This window comes from Aquimixticola soesokkakensis, assembly GCF_900172375.1.
Lineage (GTDB): Bacteria > Pseudomonadota > Alphaproteobacteria > Rhodobacterales > Rhodobacteraceae > Aquimixticola > Aquimixticola soesokkakensis.
On the sequence record NZ_FWFS01000002.1, the window covers coordinates 155477 to 175683 of the forward strand.

Consider the following 20207-nt stretch of genomic DNA (forward strand, 5'->3'; position numbering starts at 1 on the left):
TCCATGACCCGCAGTGGCGCGTCGGTGGGCGCATTTTCCGCACGCGCCTTTGCCTTGCTGGTCAGCATCGGCCTTGGGGCCGGGGCGGCGGCGTTGTTTTTGCAGTTCGGTGCGGCGGATGGCTATCAGCTTGTGGATGGTCTGCGCGCGGCGCTGGTGTTTATCACCACTTTCTGGCTTGCGTGGGGCGCGATGCAATCGGTCGAGGGGCTGATCTCTGCCAAGGCCCCGCCTGCGCCGCTCGATACGCCGATCACCACCCGCACGGCCATTTTGATGCCCGTCTACAACGAAGACCCCACCGCCGTTTTCGCGCGCGTGGCGGCGATGGATGACGCGCTCGAGCGCCACGGGTTGCGCGCGCATTTCGACTTCGCGATTCTGTCGGACACGCAGGATGCAACGGTCGCTGCCGCAGAGGAACGCTGGTTCGTGCGGCTGTGGGACGATCGCAAGCAGGACGCGCGGGTGGAAAACGGGCAGGAGCCCCGGTTTTTCTACCGCCGTCGCGCGCGCAACACCGGGCGCAAAGCGGGCAACATTCAGGACTTCTTCGAGCGCTCCGGCGCGCGCTACGATTTCGCGCTGATTTTGGATGCCGACAGTTTGATGGACGGGGCGACGATTGCCGAAATGGTGCGCCGGATGCAGGCAGAGCCGCGCCTTGGCCTGCTGCAAACCCTGCCGCGCATCGTGAACGCACGCTCGCGCTTCGGGCGGGCGATGCAATTTGCCGCCGGATTCTACTCGCCGGTGTTTGCCCAGGGCCAAGCGGCGATGCAGGGCGCAACGGGGCCGTTCTGGGGGCACAACGCCCTCGTGCGTGTGCCGGCTTTTGTCGAGGCCTGCGCATTGCCCGAATTGTCCGGCCCGCCCCCCTTTGGCGGTCACATCCTCAGTCACGACTACGTCGAAGCCGCCCTGCTTGCACGCGCAGGCTGGGGGGTGCGGGTGGATCCTGACCTGACGGGGTCTTTCGAGGAAGGCCCTGAAAACATGATCGATTTCGCCAAACGCGATCGCCGCTGGTGTCAGGGCAACCTGCAGCACATCCGCCTTCTGCCCGCACCGGGCCTCAAGGCGTGGTCGCGGTTCGTGTTCTTTCAGGGCATCCTGAGTTACATCGCCCCGCTGTTTTGGGTGATGTTTCTGGCCTCGAACCTCTATGCGACAGCGACCGCGCCCGAACCGGATTTCTTTCCCGAACCGTTCCAGCTGTTTCCCGTTTTCCCCTCCGATCAAACGTCCAAAGCCGTGGGCGTTGCGGTGGGGGTGTTCGGGCTTTTGGTCTTTCCCAAAGTTCTGATCCTGATCGATGCGGCCCTGCGCGGGCGCGTGGCCGGATTTGGCGGGACATGGAATGCGCTGCGCGGCATGTCGGTGGAACTTGTGACCTCTTCGATCAACGCGCCGATCATGCTGATGTGGCAAACGCGCGCCGTTTTACAGGTGCTCTCGGGGCGCGATGGCGGCTGGCCTGCGCAGGTGCGCGGCGACGGATCGCTGACCTTTGCCGACAGTCTTGCGGCGAGTTGGTGGATCGTGCTCTGGGGGATCGCGGTGATTTTCCTTACCCAGACCTTCGGACCCGATTTGCTGCTTTGGGTGCTGCCCATCGGCATTCCGCTGGTGATCGCGCCGCTCGTGGTCTGGCTGTCCTCGCAGCGCTCGACCCCGCCGGTGTTCTTGACCCCCGAAGAACGCCATTTGCCGCAGGTGATCCAGGATCACGAGCGTATTCTGAGCGACTGGACACAGGGCGCCGCCGCGCAGGCCTGCGCCCCGACCAGCGCGCAATTGATTGCATGACATGACCAAGACCCCGCTTGTTTCCCGCCGCGATCCGCGGCTTGATTTCTTTCGCGGCCTCGCGCTGGTGATGATTTTCATCAACCATGTGCCGGGCAACCCGCTGGAAGTGCTGACCAACCGCAACTTCGGATTTTCGGATGCGGCCGAAGGCTTTGTGTTCATGTCGGGCATGGCGGCGGGGCTGGCCTATCCGGGGGCCTTTGCAACCCTGCCTTTGTGGCGCGCCGTGGCGAAATGCTGGGGGCGGGCATGGACGCTGTATTCGGTGCATCTGGTGATCACGGCGATCTGCCTTGCGATCATGTTGGCGGCGGCGCTGTGGTTTGATGCGCCGAAAATGTGGACGATCAACAACGTCGGCCCCTGGATGCGCGCGCCGGTGCAATCGACAATCGGCATCGCGACCTTGGGCCACCAGTTCGGCTATCTCAACATCCTGCCGATGTATGCCGCCCTGTTGATCCTTGCGCCGCTGATGATCCTCATCGCGCGCAAATCCTTGCCGGTGATGCTGGGCCTGTCCTTTGTGCTTTGGGTCTGTGCGGGGGAATTTCGGCTGAATTTACCGGCCTATCCCAATCCCGGCGGGTGGTTTTTCAATCCCTTCGCGTGGCAGTTTCTCTTCGCCATCGGCCTTGCCAGCGGCATGTGCCTCAAGGAGGGGCGGCGTCTTGTGCCCCTGCGGGCCTGGGCCGTCTGGGGCGCGCTTGCGTTGCTTGTGTTTTGCGCTTTGTGGGTGCAGGTCGGGGCGATTGCGACCCTCGGGCGGGGCGGCTTGCGCTGGCTTGGTGACCTCGGTGCGCCGTTCTATCTGGTGAATTTCGACAAGACCTTCCTCGCGGCACCGCGGCTTTTGCATATCCTTTTGCTGGTTTACTTCCTGTCGAGCCAGCCGTGGGTGACACGGCTGTCGGCCAGCAGATGGGTCGCGCCCGTCAGTCTGATGGGGCGGTTCGGATTGCCGGTTTTTGCCCTTGGCACGGTGCTGTCGATTCTGGGGCAGTCGTGGAAAGCGGCACTGGTCAACGACACTTGGGTGTTTGATACCAGCTATGTTTTCGCGGGGTTGATTGTGCAAATGGGATTTGCGCGGATAAAATGGCAGCTTTCTCAACCTGTTAGCCGCTGACTTGCGCTGGGGGCGCAATTGCGCCTAGCGTTGCGGCAAAACAGGGGGACCCGATGACGACACCGGACAGCATTGCCGCGCTTCACGCGCGCATCCATGATCTTGGCCCGGATTTGCCCGAGCGGATGCTGCAATGCGCCAATTACATGCTTGCGGCGGGGGACCGTCTGGCGGTGACCACAACGGCCGAATTTGCCGCCGCCGCCAATGTGCAGCCTTCCGCTGTCATCCGCTTTTGCAAGATGCTGGGGTTTTCGGGCTATTCCGAGGTGCAGCGCCTGTATCGCGCGGGGTTCGAACCCCAGCGGCCCGCCTATTCCGAACGTCTGGGCGCGCTCAAAGAGGGCGGTGGATCGATCCACACCGAATTGACCCATGCAGCGATCCAGTCGCTCGAGGGCGCGCTGGATGCGCTTGATCCTGCGCAGCTCGAACGGGCGGTCGGGGTGCTGGCCAAGGCGCGGGTGATTCACGTCATGGGCATGCGCCGGGCTTTTGCGGTGGCCGCCCATATGACCTATTTGTTCGAGAAACTCGGGGTGCCGGTGGTGTTGCACGACCGCGTTGCCGCGCTTGACGCGGGGGGGGCGATTGTGGCGGGCGATGCGTTGATCGCCATCAGTTTCGCCCCCTTCTCCAACGAGACGCTGGACGGCGCGCAGGCGGCGCTGGATCGCGCGATTCCGGTTGTTTTGTTCACCGATACGCGGCTGACCCCCTTGGGGGCAAAGGCCGAAGCGGTGCTCTGCGTGCCCGAACAGGAAGTGCGCCAGTTTCGCGGTCTCAGCGCCGCGCTGACACTGGCCATGACGCTGGCGTTAAGCGTCGGCGCCGCGCGCGTGGACTAAGGTGCTGACTTTGCGTAGAATAAAAAAATTGCCAAATTAATTTTTGGAATATACATTCTACCTCAAGGGATGGAGCCCCGGATCGGTCCCCGTGGGGACAGGGCAGGGCGGCACGTGAGAGAGGTACGCGCGACATGGAAAAGACACTGGATTTGATTACCATCGGGCGCTCGTCCGTAGACCTTTACGGCGCGCAAATCGGCGGCCGTCTCGAGGATATGGGCTCCTTTGAGAAATACATCGGTGGCAGCCCGACCAACATTGCCGCGGGGACCGCGCGTTTGGGTCTGAAGTCCGCGCTGATCACCCGTGTGGGCGACGAACACATGGGGCGTTTCATTCGCGAGCAACTGGTCAAAGAGGGCGTCGATGTGCGCGGTGTCAAAACCGACGAAGAGCGCCTGACAGCGCTGGTGTTGCTCGGGATTCGGGACGAGGACCAGTTTCCGCTGATTTTTTACCGCGAAAACTGTGCCGATATGGCGCTGAGCACGGATGACATCGACGAGGATTTCATCGCCTCGGCGCGCTGCGTGACCGCCACGGGCACCCATTTGTCCAATCCGCAGGTCGAAGCGGCGACGCTCAAGGCGCTGGAACTGGCGCGCAAACACGGCGCGCGCACCGCGCTCGACATTGATTATCGCCCCAATCTTTGGGGCGTGGCGGGCCATGGGGACGGCGAAAGCCGCTTTGTCGAAAGCGCCGCCGTGACGGCCAAGTTGCAAACCAGCCTGCACTTTTTCGATCTCATCGTCGGCACCGAGGAAGAATTCCACATCGCTGGTGGCACGACCGACACGATCGCCGCGCTCAAAGCGGTGCGCGCGGTGTCCAAGGCCACGCTGGTGTGCAAACGCGGTGCCGATGGTGCGGTCGTTTTCGCGGGCGACATTCCCGACAGCTTGGATGACGGGCAGCGCGGCGACGGCTTTCCCATCGAAGTGTTCAATGTTCTGGGCGCGGGCGACGGGTTTATGTCGGGTCTGCTCAAGGGCTGGCTGACCGGTGAGGATTGGCCAACCGCGCTGACCTTTGCCAATGCCTGCGGGGCGTTTGCCGTGTCGCGCCATGGCTGCACCCCCGCCTACCCAAGCCTTGAGGAGCTCGACTTTTTCCTCAAGCGCGGCGTGGTGGAACCCGCCCTGCGCAAGGATGCGGCACTGGAGCAAATCCACTGGTCCACGAACCGCAAGGGCGATTGGACGACGATGCGCGTTTTCGCCTTTGACCACCGGATGCAACTTGAAGACCTCGAGGGCGCAACCCCTGAGCGCATCGACATGTTCAAGACGCTCTGTCTCAAATCCGCGCATCAGGTCGCGGACGGGCGCAAGGGCTATGGTATTTTGTGTGACGGGCGCGTGGGGCGCACGGCGCTGTATCAGGCGGCGGGGTCCGGGTTGTGGATCGGGCGACCGGTGGAATTCCCGGGCTCGCGTCCGCTGACCTTTGAGGGCGAGATCGGTCTGGATTGTGGCGGTTTGAACGAATGGCCGCGCGAGCATGTGGTCAAGGTGCTGTGTTTCTATCACCCCGACGACAGCGCCGAAATGCGCGCCGAACAAGAGGCCAGCGTCAAACGCCTCTTTGAGGCCACGCGGCGCAACCGGTTGGAATTCCTGCTCGAAGTGATCCCCTCCAAGGCGGGTCCGGTGAATGACGACACCACCGCGCAGATCATCAACCGCTTTTACGAGATCGGCGTTTACCCCGATTGGTGGAAGCTGGAGCCGCTCAAAACCTCTGCCGCCTGGGACAAGGTCGTCGCGGCGATCGAGGCCCATGACCGTCACACCCGTGGCATCGTGGTGCTTGGCCTTGCGGCGGCGCAGGCGGAACTGGAAGCCTCGTTCAAAGTGGCGGCCAAATACCCGCTGGTGCGCGGCTTTGCGGTCGGGCGCACGATCTTTGGCGAAGCGGCACAGGGCTGGCTTGCGGGCGAGATTGCAGATGACGCCGCAATCGGCATGATGGCCGAAAACTACACCGCGCTTTGCGCGATCTGGGACGCGGCGCGCGCACAGGCGCAGGTCCGCGAGGGAGAACCCGCATGAACACGATCCGTCTGACCGCCGCACAGGCCATGGTCAAATATTTGAGCGTGCAGAAAAACGAGGAGGGCGAGGCCCTGATCCCCGGCATCTGGGCGATCTTTGGTCACGGCAACGTCGCCGGCATCGGCGAGGCGCTGGCCAATGCCGACCTCGACGGCAGTTTTGCGACCTATCGCGGTCACAACGAACAGGGCATGGGCAATGCGGCCGTTGCCTTTGCCAAAGCGTGCAACCGTAAACAGGCGATGGCGGTGACCTCCTCCATCGGGCCGGGGGCGACGAATATGGTCACCTCCTGTGCGCTGGCGCATGTGAACCGCCTGCCGGTTCTGTTCATTCCGGGCGATGTCTTTGCCAACCGCGAACCCGATCCCGTGTTGCAACAGATCGAGGATTTCGACGATGGCACGGTTTCTGCGAACGATTGTTTCCGCCCCGTGTCGCGCTATTTCGACCGCATTTCGCGCCCCGAACATCTGCTGACGGCCTTGCCGCGCGCGATGCGCGTCTTGAGCGATCCCGTGGATTGCGGGCCGGTGACGCTGGCGTTTTGTCAGGACACGCAGGCCGAAGCCTATGATTACCCTGAACATTTCTTTGAGCCGCAGGTCTGGACCCGGCGTCGCGTCCACCCCGATCCGCGCGAAGTGATGCGCGCCGCCGAGATCCTCAAAACCGCCAAAGATCCGCTGATCATCTGCGGCGGGGGCGTGTTGTATGCCGGCGCGTCCAAAGAGCTCGCGGATTTCGCCGCCAAACACCGCATTCCCATAGCCGAATCCCAAGCGGGGCGTTCGGCGGTGAGCTGGCGTCACGAGATGAACTTTGGCTCCATCGGCGTCACGGGGGGCACCGCCGCCAACACGGTTGCGGCCAAGGCCGATGTCGTGCTGGGCGTTGGCACGCGGTTTCAGGATTTCACCACCGGCTCCTGGGGCGTGTTTGGCAACGCGGATCGCAAGATGATTTCGCTCAACGTGACCCCTTTTGACAGCACCAAAAAAGGCGCTGTTCCGCTGGTATCGGATGCGGCTGTGGGGCTTTTGGCCCTCTCCGAGGCGCTTGGCGATTGGAAAGCGCCCGAGCCGGATGCCAAGCTGCGCAGCGATTGGTACGAGACCATCGAGGCGGTGACGGCGGCGCCCACAGATGGCGCTTTGCCGCGCGATCAGCATGTGATCGGCGCCGTGCAGCGCAGCCTGGACGACAGCGGGATCGTGCTTTGTGCGGCGGGCGGTTTGCCCGGCGAGTTGCACCGTTTGTGGCGCGCGGCCGAACCCAATGGCTATCACCTTGAGTATGGCTATTCCTGCATGGGCTACGAGGTTGCGGGCGGTCTTGGGGCGCGCATGGCGCATCCCGAGCGCGATGTGGTCGTCATGGTGGGCGATGGGTCCTACATGATGCTCAACGCCGAATTGCAGACCTCGGTCATGCATGGTCTCAAGATCATCATCGTGCTGCTCGACAACCGTGGCTACGCCTGCATCAACCGTTTGCAAATGGAATGCGGCGGGCGGATGTTTAACAACCTGCACGCCTCGGTGCCCAATAAAGTCAGCGAGGACTGGATCGATTTCGTCGGTCACGCGGCCTCGATGGGGGCGATTTCCGAAAAAGTTGCAGGCATCGCCGAGCTGGAAGAGGCCATGGGGCGCGCACGTCAGTCCGAGCGCAGCCATGTCATCGTAATCGATACCGAAAGCATCAAGGACAGCGGTGTGGGCGGCCACTGGTGGGACGTCGCCGTCCCCGAGGTCAGCCCACGCAAGGAAGTCAACGACGCCCGTGACGGGTATGTGGCGCAGGTCAACCGCCGCTATACCCTGAACTGAGGAGGACACGATGAGCGAACTGTTACGAAAAGCCAGCGGCACCGCGGGCAAGGTCCACGATATCACCGTGCAAAACGCCAAAGGGCCGTTGTCGCCCGATTGGGGCTATGTCGGCTTTGGCCTGTATAAATTGAAGGCCGGTGAAACCGTGTCCGAGGCGACGGGGGATCGCGAAGTGATCCTTGTGCTCGTCGAGGGCAAGGCGCGTGTGTCGGGCGCGGGGCAAGAGTTCGGCGAGCTTGGCGAACGCATGGATGTGTTCGAAAAGCTGCCGCCCTTTTGCGTCTACATCCCCAATGACGCGGCTTGGGAAGCCACCGCGACCACCGATCTGACGCTGGCCGTTTGCACCGCGCCGGGCAAGGGCGGGCATAAGGCGCAGGTTCTGCCCCAAAGCCCGATGGCCGTGCGCGGCAAGGGCACCAACGAGCGCCATATTTTGAACATCGCGATGGAGGCCGACGACGTGGCCGACAGCCTGTTGGTGACAGAGGTCTTTACGCCCACGGGCCACTGGTCGTCCTATCCGCCGCACCGTCATGACGAGGATGACTATCCCAACATGACCTATCTCGAGGAAACCTATTACCACCGCCTCAACCCCGCGCAGGGCTATGGCATCCAACGGGTGTTCACCGAGGACGGCAGTCTGGACGAAACCATTCCCGTGTCCAACGGCGATGTGGTTTTGGTCCCCAAAGGCCACCACCCCTGCGGCGTGCCCTATGGCTACGAGATGTATTATCTTAACGTGATGGCCGGACCGCGGCGCAACTGGCGGTTCAAAAACCATCCCGATCACGACTGGATCTACCAGCGCGATCTGCCCAAAGACTGAATTCCCGCACCTGCAAGCTCCCATTTGAGGGGACGGGACGTGCCGTGATTCAGGGCCAAACAGTCACGGCACATAGGAAAGCCGCGCGGAGAACTCCCCCGCGCGGCTTTTTGTCTCTAATGGCCGGATCAGAGCCTTATTTCAACGCATCCGCGATCATGCCCAGCAGCTTGTCGTGGTCCTTGTTGAAGTTGCGAATGCCCTCGGCCACTTTTTCGGTCGCCATCGGGTCTTCGTTCATCATCCAGCGGAAGGTCGCCTCGTCCATGTCGATTTTGGCAACACCCGTGGCCTTGTCTGCCGAGAGTTTCACCGGCAAATCGCCCGTATCCGCGTCGAGTTTGTTGAGCAGGTCGGGGGAAATGGTCAGGCGGTCGCAGCCGGCCAGGGCTTCGATCTGGTCGGTGTTGCGGAACGAAGCGCCCATGACGATCGTCTTGATGCCGTTGGATTTGTAGTAGTCGTAAATCGCACGCACCGATTTCACGCCGGGGTCTTCGTCGGGCAGGTAGCTGTCCACGCCCTCGGCCTTTTTGTACCAATCGGTAATGCGGCCCACGAAGGGGGAGATCAGCGTGGCATTGGCGTCTGCGCAGGCCACGGCCTGGGCCATGGAAAACAGCAGCGTCAGGTTGCAGGTGATGCCCTCTTTTTCCAGCACTTCGGCGGCTTTGATCCCTTCCCAGGTGGACGCGAGTTTGATCAGGATGCGCTCTTTGCCGATGCCGCGATCCGCGTACATCTTGATGATTTTATGCGCCTTGGCGATGGAGGCCTCGGTGTCGAAGGACAGGCGGGCATCGACTTCGGTCGACACATAGCCCGGCACGATACCGGCCAGTTCGGCACCCACATCGATGGTCAGCTCGTCAGCGATGTCATTGGGCGTGCCGCCTTTGGCAACGGCCGCATCAAAGGCCGATTTGAAATAAGGGCTCGACAGCGCTTTGAGCACAATCGAGGGGTTGGTGGTGCAATCTTGCGGCTTGATCGCTTTGACAGCGTCCACATCGCCGGTGTCGGCGACAACAACCGTCAGGTCGCGCAGCTGGTCGAGTTTGCTGGTCATGTTCGGGTCCTCCAATTCGGTTCGTTTTGCGCCGCACGCGCGGCACATCGGGCCAATTGCGCAAAGGTGTAAGCGGGGTGTTAGCGCATGACAAGGGGCAGTGCATCTGCGGTGTGGGGCGCCGCTGATACAAATGCGTGCCGCTTTTCGCGATGTTGACCTAGGGTCGCTGTCCAAATGTGTGCAGACTGTCCATAAAGACAACACCATTTGTGAGAAAAACTCGTTTAGGATACAACCATAGCGGGACCAGCGGACGATTCCCCGAGGCTCCCATAGGTACATGAGTAATGAGAATACGCGACAAAGTGATACAGCGTTTGGGCAGAGCATCGGACGCGCTGACCCTTTACATGTGCAGCTTTGCGCAGGGGGGCGTGTCGCACGACGGCTCTGACGATACCAGCGTGGTCGAGCATCAAATGGGCCGCGTGCGCGCCGCGCAGGTGCGCGCGGTTTTCGGGATCGCCCCTTTGGTGATGCTCTCGACGGCGGTCAACATCGGCACCTTCGTGGCCACGCGGATGATCGTGGGCGACGTGACCGCGCTTGACGGGGTTTGGGCGGCGGTCGGGCTTTGGGTTTCGGGGGTGTTTCTGGTGCGGATGATGCGCAAGCGCCGCCAGGCGTTTCGCAGCGTGTCGAGCGCGCGCGGCACGGGCGTCATCGTGCTGCATTCGGCCTGTGTCGCCCTGATCTGGACCTATCCCCTTCTGGCAGTGGTGCAATCGCAAAGCCCCGGAGAGGTGATGTTCACCGGCATTCTGATCACCGGCCTGATGTCGGCGGGGGCCATTGCGCTCTATCCCGTGCCGCTGGCGGCGGTGACATTCGTGTTCATCATCGCGCTGGTGGCGCTGCCCTTTGTCTTTTTGTCCTTTGGCGCGCTCACCGTGCCTGCCTTGATCATTTGCGTGGTGTTTCTGGTGCTGGTGGCAACCGCCATCCGGCGTCATTCGCAGCATTTCCTGTCCGAACTTGTCGGCAAATTGCAGGCCGAGCACCAGCGCGACATGATCAACCTTCTGATCGGCACCTACCACAGCGAGGACGGGGCGCATTGCCTGTGGCAGGCCGATGCCAATCTGGATCTGGGACAGGCGAGCGCCCTTGCGGCGCGCACCCTGGGCATGTCGCATTATCGTGGTGGCAGCCGTTTGAGCGATCTGATGCGCGGGGCACATCTGCATGCCTACCGCGCGGCGGACACCGCGCTGGTGCAGGCGCTTGGCGATCCGCAAGGCGCATGGCCTGCGCAATTCTCGCTGCTGGTGGAAACAGACGGCGATCTGACGGGGCGGCGGGTGTTCGAACTGGCGGCGCGCAAGGCAACGCTGGCCGATGACACGCCCCTCAGTTTCAACGGCTACATCCGCGACCGCACAGCCGAAGTTGTCGCGGACGAGGTTGTCGAACGCCTCGCCTCGCGCGATGCGCTGACGGGGTTGTTGAACTACGTTGCCTTCAAACGCCAGGCCCGCGAAAAGATGGCATCCGGCCCGCTGCTGTTGGTCTTTGTCGATGCCGACAACCTGAAAATGGTGAATGACACCTTTGGCCATGCGGCGGGCGATGCGGCGATCCGCACGCTGGGCATCCGGTTGCGGCGCAGTTTCGGCGGTCAGGCGCTGGTCTGTCGCAAGGGGGGCAACGAATTCCTGCTGCTCGTGGATGTCGTTGATCTGGCGCAGGATCTGCTACAAGCCGAAGATCTGCAGAGCGCGCTCAACAGCCCCTTTGCCTATGCGGGTCACCAGATTCCCCTCGCGGCGACGCTGGGGGCGGTGCATGAGGCAAGCGGGTCGCTGCCCATCGAGGAAATGGTGCTGCGCGCCGATCGCGCACAAGCCCAGGCGCGCACGCGCGGGCGCGGCGAATTTCAACTTTATGACGCCGAAGTGGGCGAGCGGGTGCGCCGCGAACGGGTTCTGGCGCGCGACATTCACGCCGCGCTCGACCCGTCGGTGGCGTCCAGTCCTGTCGCGGGGGAGCTGTCGCTTGCCTTTCAACCGATCGTGCGGGCGGGCGACGGATCGGCGGCGGGCGCGGAGGCGCTTTTGCGCTGGACCCATCCAACGCTCGGCGCGATCAGCCCCGAGAAAATCGTGGGCGCGGCCTCAAGCGAGGGGCTGGGGGCGGCGCTGACGGATTATGTCATCGCGCAGGCCTGTGCCGAGGCCGCCGCCTGGCCCGCGCCGGTTTTCCTGTCGGTGAATGTGCGCCCGTGGGACATGAGCGATCCCGATTTCGCCAACCGTGTGTTGAGCGCCTGTAGCCGGGCGGGCCTGTCGGCGGCGCGGCTGTGGCTGGAGATCACCGAGGAGGAAATGATGGAGGAGACCCCCTATGTCATGCGCAATATCCAGAGTTTGCGCGCCAAAGGGGTGCGGCTGGCCATCGACGATTTCGGCGCGGGCTATTCCGCGATGGGGCATTTCGACCGCTACCCCTGCGATGTGGTGAAAATCGATCGCGCCGTGGTGCAGGGTTGTCACGAGCGGGCGGTCAGCCGGATCGTGCTGGATGCCGTGCAAGCGATGGCGCAGGCCTCGGATGTGCAGGTGGTTGCCGAAGGCGTTGAAATTGCCGCTGAATTTGACTGCGCGAGCGCGCGGGGCGTGGATTACTTTCAGGGCTATTTCTATCACCGGCCAATGACGGCGGCAGAGTTTTCGGCCCTTTTGGCGCGGCAGGCCGCACCATGGGTGGCCCCCGTGAGCGGGCGCGCTACTGGCGGGTGAGGCGCAAACAGGCGCGCAGCCCGTGGGGCGCGGGGTCAAAGGACAGGCTGCCGCCGTGTTGTTCGGCGATGGTTGCCACGATCGTCAGGCCCAAACCGTAGCCGTCGATGCGCGCCGCATTCTCGCCGCGCCGAAACGGTCCCGTCAGCCCCTCCATCTGGGCAAGGTGGTCGTGGCCGCCTTCGTCCTCGATCCAGATGGCGGCGGCCTGACTATCGGCCGTCAGCCAGACTTTCGCGCGCCGCCCGTATTTGAGCGCGTTGTCGATGAGGTTTTGCAAGGCCCGTTGCAGGGCAACGGGGCGGGCGGTGACGACGACCTGCCCCTCATCGAGCGAAAAGCGCGCAGGCGTGCTGCGGGAGGTGAAGATCGAATGGGTCGTTTGCATCTGCGCGGGCGCATGGATCAACTCGACGGGATGGCCCATGTCTTCGTAGTCGGCCACCACCGCTTCGACGAGTGCGCGCAGCGACAGGCGGCGGGGGGCTTCGCTGCTGAGTTCGGCGTTGGTCAGGGTCAGCACGCTTTCGATCATCCCCGTCATGCGGTCGATATCGGCCTCGAGCCGGGTGCGCAGGTCGCCGTCCTCGATCAGCGCCGCGCGCAGGCGCAGGCGCGTGGCGGGGGTGCCAAGGTCGTGCGACACGCCCGAAAGCACCAGCGCGCGATGCGCCAGCTGGTCGCGCTCGCTGGCAAGGTAGGTGTTCACGGCGGCCACGGTGTCGCGCAATTCGCGCGGCCCGCTCGAGTCATAAAGCGTCGGGCCGCCGATGCGCCGCCGGGTGCCCAGAGCGGCGGCAAAGCTGCGAAAACTCTGGGCGGTTTGCCCGACCGAGGCCAGCAGCGCGGTGATCGCGAGCAGGCCAAGCGCAAGGCTAAACAGGCGCAGGTCGCGCGGCGCGGCGGCGCAGCTCCAGATGTCGGGGGCGGTGATGCGCAGCCAGCTTTGCCCGTCGCGCCCCGCATAGAGCACCGGTGCCGAACAATAGGTCGCCATCAGCCGCGTGACATCGCCAAGCGCTGTCGCGGGCGAGGAATTGGACGGGGTGATATCGGCCACGCGGTAGGGCAGGTCGCCCGACACGATGGCCAGCGTCAGATTCGCGCTGGCCTGCGCTTCGATGCCCGTCGAGCTGAGGGGCAGCAGCGTGACATAGGCGGGTTTGGGACTGTCGGGGAGGCGGGCGAAATCGCCGCTGGCGGCAAGCGCGGCCGCGTCGGGCGACAGCGGCACGGCAGTGGTGCCGTTGGGCAGGGGCGCGCCGCGGGCGAGCGATTCATAGAGGCCAACGCCGGTGACATAGGCCTGCGTCAGATGTTCGCGCCAGGCATGGCGTGACGACATCCACATGGCGCTGGCCGCAAGCCCCGCGGCAAAGGCCGCCAGCACCCAGAGCGTGCCAAGGGTGCGCAATGTCGGGCCGTTTCGCGCGGGGTCCTGCGCCACGTCACCCGGCCTCGTGAACATCGACGGCAAACACATAGCCCACACCGCGCTCGGTGCGCAGAAGCTGGGGGTCTTTGGGGTTGGTTTCGATTTTCGAGCGCAAGCGCCCCACCAGCACATCCAGCGCCCGGCCCGAGGCAGGAGAGGCGGCGTCCGACCCGCCTTCGCCGGTCACATCCAGCGCATCGGTGATTTCGTCGCGCGTGAGCGGGATGCGCGGATTGGCAAGCAGCACTTTCAACAGCGCGGCCTCGCGGCGCGACAGGGGGACCATCACCCCCTGGGGGGAGTGGACTTCGCCGCTGCGCCCGTCGTAATGCCAGCCTTCGAAGCGATAGGACGCGGTCGAGCGGCGATAGGCCAGCGACGCCGCGCGCCGGTTGCGCCGCAGGACCGCGCGCACCCGCGCAAGCAGCAGATCGGGGTTGAAGGGCTTGGCGATGTAGTCGTCCGCGCCCGAGGCATAGCCCGCCATGCGGTTGTGATCGGCCGAAAGGGCAGAGACCAGAATGATGGGCATTTCGTGGGCTTCGCGCAGCTCGGTGCAGATCGCCACGCCGCTTTCGTCGCCCAGCATTACGTCGAGCAAAATCAGGTCGATGCGCCCCGCGTCCAGATGGGTCAGGATTTCGCTGCGCGTTGCCGCCGAGGCCACGTAGAATCCCGACCGACGCAGGAATGTGGTCAACATTTCGCGCATTTCGGTGTCGTCATCGACGACCATCAAGCGTGCAATACTCATGTGTCTGTGTCTCCCCGCCCCTCTTTTCAGCCGCAATGCCGCCGCTGACAAGCTCCGCGTAACAAGCTGTAACAAAAGCGCGTGGATTCTGTGAAGCCTGCGTGTTCTCGGGGTTGAGGCGCTGCGCGCGCTTGGCAATGATAGGGCCGTGCCGCCCCCCAGAGGAGGGGCCCTGCGATTCAGGGACGTGGCACCAATGGGAGGATACCTACATGAAATTTACATCCGTTTTTGCGGCCTCGACGGCTGCGTTGATGATCGCAACCCCCGTTCTGGCCGAGCCCAAAGCCGAGGTGCTGCACTGGTGGACATCGGGCGGCGAAGCGAAATCCGTGGCTGTGTTGCAGCAGGAATTCGCGGATCGTGGCGGTGAGTGGACCGACATGCCCGTCGCAGGCGGCGGTGGCGATGCGGCCATGACCGCGCTGCGCGCCCGTGTTCTGGCCGGCAACGCACCGACCGCCGTTCAGCTGAAAGGCCCCGCGATCCAGGAATGGTACGAAGAGGGCGTTCTGGCCGATATTTCCGATGTTGCCGAAGAACAGAAATGGGCTGACGTTCTGCCCGCCGCCATTGCCGAGCACATGAAATGCGAAGGCCACTGGTGTGCGGCCCCTGTGAACGTGCACCGCGTGGACTGGATCTGGGCGAACAAGGAAATCCTGGACGCCAACGGCATCGAGATGCCCACCACCTGGGACGAATTCAACGCCGCGGCTGAAAAACTGCAGGCCGCTGGCATCACACCGCTGGCGCATGGCGGTCAGGCCTGGCAGGACGCGACCGTGTTCGAAACCGTTGTTCTGGGCCTTGGCGGCGCGGAATTCTACAAGGCGGCGCTGGTCGATCTGGACAATGACGCCCTGACGTCGGACACGATGAAAGCGGTGTTTGACGAAATGCGCGTCCTGCGCGGCTATGTCGATGACAACTTTTCGGGCCGTGACTGGAACCTTGCCACCGCGATGGTGATGAACGGCGAAGCGGCCTTCCAGATCATGGGTGACTGGGCGAAGGGCGAATTCCTTGCAGCGGGCAAAGTGCCGGGCGAGGATTTCCTCTGCGGCGCAACGCCGGGCAAAGGGTTCCTCTACAACGTCGACAGCTTTGCGATGTTCGAAGTGGACGGCGACGACAACAAGGAAGGTCAGGCGATCCTGTCCGAGCTGATCGTTGGCCCGTCGTTCCAGGAGACCTTCAACCTCAACAAAGGCTCGATCCCCGTGCGCACCGATGTGTCGCTCGAAAAATTCGACATGTGCGCGGTGAAATCCTCCGAGGATATGATCGCGGCAGAAGAGGCCGGTTCGCTCCTGCCCTCCTACGCGCACGGCATGGCCCTGCGCGGTGCGCAATCGGGCGCGATCACCGATGTTGTGACGGCGCATTTCAACTCGGACATGTCCTCTGACGAGGCCGTCCAAATGTTGTCGGACGCTGTCGCCAACTCCATGTAAGATCAAGATCCCCCGTGTCGCCCGAACGTGTCCTGCGTTCGGGCGATGCATTTGCGGGGCGCTGATCTGACTTTTTACATCCCTCAAGTTTCGGGAGAAACCCCAATGACCCAATGGCTTGAGCGCCATGTCCCCAAGGTTGTGCTGGCGCCGACCTTTGCGGCGATCCTGCTTTTCGTCTACGGCTTTATCGGCTGGACGGCGTGGGTGTCGTTTACGCGCTCCAAACTCATGCCGCGATACGAAATCGAAGGCGTGATCCAGTACACCAAACTTTTCGCCTCGCCCCGCTGGGACACGGCGATGAACAACCTGTTCATTTTCGGCACGCTGTTTATCGTGATCTCGATGATCCTGGGGCTGGCGCTGGCGATCCTGCTGGACCAGAAAATCCGCACCGAAGGCTTTTTGCGCACCGTTTACCTCTACCCGATGGCGCTTTCGATGATCGTCACGGGGACCGCGTGGAAATGGATTTTGAACCCCGGTCTGGGGTTGCAGGCCACCGTGCAGGGCTGGGGGTTTGAAAACTTCCAATTCGACTGGCTGGTGAATCCCGACTACGCGATTTACACCGTTGTGATGGCGGGGGTCTGGCAATCCTCGGGCTTTGTGATGGCGCTGTTCCTGGCGGGTCTGCGTTCGGTCGATGGCGAGATCATCAAGGCCGCGCAGGTCGATGGCATCCCCACGCCGCGCATCTATTCCGCGATCATCATCCCCTCGATGGCGCCGATTTTCCTGTCCGCCTTCATCGTGCTGTCGCACCTTGCGATCAAAAGCTTCGACCTTGTGATTGCGCTCACCGGCGGCGGTCCGGGCTATGCCACCGATCTACCGGCGACCTACATGTATGCCATGGCGTTTTCGCGCGGTGACATCGGTCAGGCGGCCAGTTCCGCGATGATCATGATGATGGTCGTGTTTGCCATCGTCGTTCCCTATCTCTATTCCGAATTGCGAGCGAAACATGACTGACGCGACGCTCATTTCCCCCCGTGCGGGGACCCGCACCACGGGCCAGAAAGTAACGCGCCTCGCGCTGCGCTACGGTCTCTATGCGCTCTTGTTCCTCTTTGCGCTCTACTACCTCCTGCCGCTTTTTGTGATGGTCTCTACCTCACTGAAATCGCTCGATGAAATTCGCACGGGTTCGCTTGTGGCCCTGCCGCGCGAAGTCACCTTCGAGGCGTGGAAAACCGCGTGGTCGGGCGCCTGTACGGGCATCCAGTGCGAGGGGCTCAAACCCTATCTGTGGAACTCCCTGCTGATCGCGATCCCCGGCGTGGCGATTTCGACCATCATCGGCGCGCTCAACGGCTATGTCTTTGCGCAGTGGCGGTTTCGCGGGGCCAACCTGATGTTTGCGCTGATCCTGTTTGGCTGCTTCATCCCCTTTCAGGTGGTGCTGTTGCCCATGGCGCGCATGCTGGGCCTCATGGGGCTGGCAGGGTCAATCCCGGGTTTGATCTTCGTCCATGTGGTCTATGGCCTTGGCTTTACCACGCTGTTTTTCCGCAACTATTACGTCACCATCCCGATGGAACTGGTGCGGGCGGCCAAAATCGACGGCGCGGGATTCTTTCGCATCTTCTGGTCGATTTTCCTGCCGATCTCGCTGCCCATCATCGTGGTGTCCGTCATCTGGCAGTTCACCCAGATCTGGAACGACTTCCTCTTTGGCGTGAGCTTTTCCGAAGCTGGCACCCAACCCGTCACCGTTGCGTTGAACAACATCGTCAACTCCACCACCGGCGTCAAAGCCTACAACGTCGACATGGCCGCCGCGATCCTTGCCGCCCTGCCCACGCTGCTTGTTTATGTCGTCGCCGGCAAATATTTCATCCGCGGATTGACCGCGGGATCGGTTAAAGGATAACTCCGATGGCCCCTATTCTCGACATCAAAAATCTCTACAAATCCTACGGGGATGTCAAAATCCTCAAGGATATCAACGTCGCCATCGAACCGGGTGATTTCCTTGTGCTGGTCGGCCCCTCGGGCTGCGGCAAGTCGACCTTGCTCAACTGCATCGCCGGTCTTGAGCCGATCACGGGCGGTGCGATCACCATCGCAGGGCAGGACATGACCGAAGTCAGCCCCAAGGATCGCAACATCGCCATGGTGTTCCAGTCCTACGCTTTGTACCCGACCATGTCGGTGGCAAAAAACATCACCTTCGGGATGAAAGTGCGCGGCGTCGATCAGGCCACGCAGGACGCCAAGCTGAAAGAAGTGGCCGCGCAGTTGCAGATCGAGCCGCTGCTCAACCGCCGTCCCGGTCAGTTGTCCGGCGGTCAGCGCCAGCGGGTCGCGATGGGCCGTGCGCTGGTGCGTGACCCTGCGCTGTTCCTCTTTGACGAACCTCTGTCAAACCTGGACGCCAAACTGCGGGTCGAAATGCGCACCGAGATCAAGAAGCTGCACCAGACCCTGGGCGCCTCGATGGTCTATGTGACCCACGACCAGATCGAAGCGATGACCTTGGCGACCAAGATCGTGGTGATGAAAGGCGGCGTGATCCAGCAGATCGGTACGCCGGCGGAAATCTACAACCGCCCCGCCAACCTGTTTGTCGCCGATTTCATGGGCTCGCCCGCGATGAACCTCATTCCCGCCAAGGCGCGCAAGAACGGCGCGGGCACGCAGATTGAAATCGCGCGCAAAGGGGGCGAGCCGCTGGTGCTGGTCGATCCCACCGCGCCCGACCTTCCGGCGGATGTGATTCTGGGCCTTCGTCCCGAAAACATCGCCCAAGCGGATGTGCGCACGGGCGAAAGCTATCAGGTGGCCGATTGTCTGGTCGATGTTGTCGAACCGGCGGGCGCGGATACCTATGTGATGTCCAACCTTGGCGGCAAACCGGTTACGGCGCGGATGCATGCGGAAACGACCGCCAAAGCCGGTCAACCGCTCAGCTTTGCGTTCGATTTGGGCAAAGTGTCCTATTTTGCGCCCGAGGACGGTCGCCGGTTGAACTGATCCTCTCGCAGCTGCGAATTTGGGGGCGGGGCGCAAGCCTTGCCCCTTTTTTGTTGGGGAGGGGCGGTTTCAGTCGTTGCGCGCGGCGCGGCGCCAAGGCCAGATTCGCAGCGACAGATAGATCAGCGGACCGACGATCATGCCACAGATCACCGCGTCCATCGCGCCCGCGTTCATACGACCGCCGACAAGAATCCCCAAGATCGCCGAGCTGAGAAAGGCCGCGATAAAAAGCACGATTTTGCAGGTAGTACGCATCAAACAATCCTTCGCAAAGAGGCGGGTTTGTCCTGAGCTTAGGGGAAAGATGCGGCAAGAGCATGGAACGGCCGGAGCAATTTTAGAGACATTCGGGCGCAAATCGGGCAGTTTGCCCAAGGCGTTAATGCCCCTCCCGCGCGCTTGCTCCGCTACGCCCGTTAATTGTTCATTGACAGAACAATTAACGGGCGCAATACTCTGAATCAGGTCAGGGAGGACTTTCATGCAGATCGAGGGATGCGTCGCGCTGGTCACAGGTGCGGGCAGTGGCTTGGGCGCGGCAACCGCGCGGGCCTTGGCACAACAGGGCGCGCGGGTTGCGGTGCTGGACCGATCCTTGACGGATGCCACGCAAGTTGCAAGCGAGATTGCAGGGCTTGCGATCGCGGCGGATGTCACCGATGCGGGCGCCGTCGAGGCGGGCTTTGCACAGGTAAAGGCGGCTTGGGGCACGCCGCGCATCGTGGTGTCCTGTGCGGGCATCGGCACCGCGCAGCGCATCCTGCCCCGTGACGGGGCGCTGACCATCGACAGCTTTGCGCGCACGCTTCAGGTCAACCTGATCGGCACCTATACGGTGATGAATATTGCCGCGCGTGACATGGCGCAGACCGATGTGTTGGACGGCGACGGCGCGCGCGGTGTGATCGTCAACACCGCCTCTGTCGCCTTCGAGGACGGGCAGATCGGCCAAGCGGCCTATGCCGCCTCCAAGGGGGGTGTGGCCGCCATGACCCTTCCGGCGGCGCGCGAGTTCGCCCGCATCGGCGTGCGGGTGATGACCATCGCGCCGGGTCTGTTCGAGACCGCGATGTCGGCCGGATTGCCCGACGATCTGCGCGCCGAAATCACCCGAAACGTGCCTTTTCCCTCGCGGATGGGCCTGCCCGAAGAATACGCGCGGCTGGTTGTCCAGATCGCGCAAAACCCGATGCTCAACGGCTCGGTGATCCGCCTTGATGGCGCCGCCCGCATGCCGCCGAAATAGG

At 62.8% G+C, this 20207-nt stretch carries 16 protein-coding genes; 12 read left to right on the forward strand and 4 right to left on the reverse strand.

Features of this window, described 5'->3' with window-relative positions:
• Window positions 1–3: 3 nt before the first annotated feature.
• From mdoH to iolB, 6 genes are all read left to right on the forward strand, one after another.
• Window positions 4–1809 (forward strand): glucans biosynthesis glucosyltransferase MdoH, encoded by a 1806-nt coding sequence (gene mdoH / locus AQS8620_RS03705; protein ID WP_085835501.1) that lies wholly within the window; start codon window positions 4–6, stop codon window positions 1807–1809.
• A gap of 1 nt (window position 1810) precedes the next feature.
• Window positions 1811–2941: an OpgC family protein gene (locus AQS8620_RS03710; RefSeq protein ID WP_085835502.1), complete on the forward strand. Its 1131-nt coding sequence runs from the start codon at window positions 1811–1813 to the stop codon at window positions 2939–2941.
• 53 nt (window positions 2942–2994) lie between these two features.
• Window positions 2995–3789: a MurR/RpiR family transcriptional regulator gene (locus AQS8620_RS03715; protein WP_085835503.1), complete on the forward strand. Its 795-nt coding sequence runs from the start codon at window positions 2995–2997 to the stop codon at window positions 3787–3789.
• A 134-nt stretch (window positions 3790–3923) separates the two neighbouring features.
• Entirely contained in the window at window positions 3924–5846 is a 1923-nt protein-coding gene (locus tag AQS8620_RS03720; RefSeq protein WP_085835504.1) for a bifunctional 5-dehydro-2-deoxygluconokinase/5-dehydro-2-deoxyphosphogluconate aldolase, read from the forward strand.
• Window positions 5843–7681 (forward strand): 3D-(3,5/4)-trihydroxycyclohexane-1,2-dione acylhydrolase (decyclizing), encoded by a 1839-nt coding sequence (gene iolD, locus AQS8620_RS03725; protein WP_085835505.1) that lies wholly within the window; start codon window positions 5843–5845, stop codon window positions 7679–7681. The genes AQS8620_RS03720 and iolD overlap by 4 nt, the downstream gene beginning before the upstream one ends.
• A 10-nt stretch (window positions 7682–7691) precedes the next feature.
• Window positions 7692–8519 (forward strand): 5-deoxy-glucuronate isomerase, encoded by an 828-nt coding sequence (gene iolB / locus AQS8620_RS03730; protein ID WP_085835506.1) that lies wholly within the window; start codon window positions 7692–7694, stop codon window positions 8517–8519.
• Between the two features lie 136 nt (window positions 8520–8655).
• On the opposite strand, the gene tal is transcribed toward iolB, so the two are convergent.
• A complete protein-coding gene (gene tal / locus AQS8620_RS03735; protein ID WP_085835636.1) occupies window positions 8656–9588 on the reverse strand; it encodes a transaldolase in 933 nt (310 codons plus the stop codon).
• A 320-nt stretch (window positions 9589–9908) separates the two neighbouring features.
• Between tal and AQS8620_RS03740 the strand changes: the two genes are divergently transcribed.
• Window positions 9909–12329 carry a putative bifunctional diguanylate cyclase/phosphodiesterase gene (locus AQS8620_RS03740; RefSeq protein ID WP_159453192.1) on the forward strand — a complete coding sequence of 807 codons (2421 nt, stop codon included), beginning with the start codon at window positions 9909–9911 and terminating at the stop codon, window positions 12327–12329.
• Here AQS8620_RS03740 and AQS8620_RS03745 read toward each other — a convergent pair.
• Window positions 12316–13776 (reverse strand): sensor histidine kinase, encoded by a 1461-nt coding sequence (locus AQS8620_RS03745; RefSeq protein WP_234990364.1) that lies wholly within the window; start codon window positions 13774–13776, stop codon window positions 12316–12318. The two genes, AQS8620_RS03740 and AQS8620_RS03745, sit on opposite strands and share 14 nt — an antisense overlap.
• A 1-nt stretch (window position 13777) precedes the next feature.
• Window positions 13778–14518, reverse strand: coding sequence for a response regulator transcription factor (locus AQS8620_RS03750; protein ID WP_085835509.1), 741 nt, complete (start codon window positions 14516–14518; stop codon window positions 13778–13780).
• A 212-nt stretch (window positions 14519–14730) separates the two neighbouring features.
• Here AQS8620_RS03750 and AQS8620_RS03755 point away from each other — a divergent pair, with 212 nt between their 5' ends.
• The 4 genes from AQS8620_RS03755 (at window position 14731) to AQS8620_RS03770 (ending at window position 18957) form a co-directional block, all read left to right on the forward strand.
• Window positions 14731–15975, forward strand: a complete 1245-nt coding sequence (locus AQS8620_RS03755) for an ABC transporter substrate-binding protein (RefSeq protein ID WP_085835510.1) — start codon at window positions 14731–14733, stop codon at window positions 15973–15975.
• A 105-nt stretch (window positions 15976–16080) separates the two neighbouring features.
• Window positions 16081–16953, forward strand: a complete 873-nt coding sequence (locus AQS8620_RS03760) for a carbohydrate ABC transporter permease (RefSeq protein ID WP_085835511.1) — start codon at window positions 16081–16083, stop codon at window positions 16951–16953.
• Window positions 16946–17854: a carbohydrate ABC transporter permease gene (locus AQS8620_RS03765; protein ID WP_085835512.1), complete on the forward strand. Its 909-nt coding sequence runs from the start codon at window positions 16946–16948 to the stop codon at window positions 17852–17854. The genes AQS8620_RS03760 and AQS8620_RS03765 overlap by 8 nt, the downstream gene beginning before the upstream one ends.
• A 5-nt stretch (window positions 17855–17859) precedes the next feature.
• Window positions 17860–18957 (forward strand): ABC transporter ATP-binding protein, encoded by a 1098-nt coding sequence (locus AQS8620_RS03770; RefSeq protein ID WP_085835513.1) that lies wholly within the window; start codon window positions 17860–17862, stop codon window positions 18955–18957.
• 69 nt (window positions 18958–19026) lie between these two features.
• Here AQS8620_RS03770 and AQS8620_RS03775 read toward each other — a convergent pair whose 3' ends face one another.
• Window positions 19027–19215, reverse strand: a complete 189-nt coding sequence (locus AQS8620_RS03775; RefSeq protein WP_085835514.1) for a hypothetical protein — start codon at window positions 19213–19215, stop codon at window positions 19027–19029.
• A 226-nt stretch (window positions 19216–19441) separates the two neighbouring features.
• Between AQS8620_RS03775 and AQS8620_RS03780 the strand changes: the two genes are divergently transcribed.
• Window positions 19442–20206: an SDR family NAD(P)-dependent oxidoreductase gene (locus AQS8620_RS03780; protein ID WP_085835515.1), complete on the forward strand. Its 765-nt coding sequence runs from the start codon at window positions 19442–19444 to the stop codon at window positions 20204–20206.
• Window position 20207 lies beyond the last annotated feature (1 nt).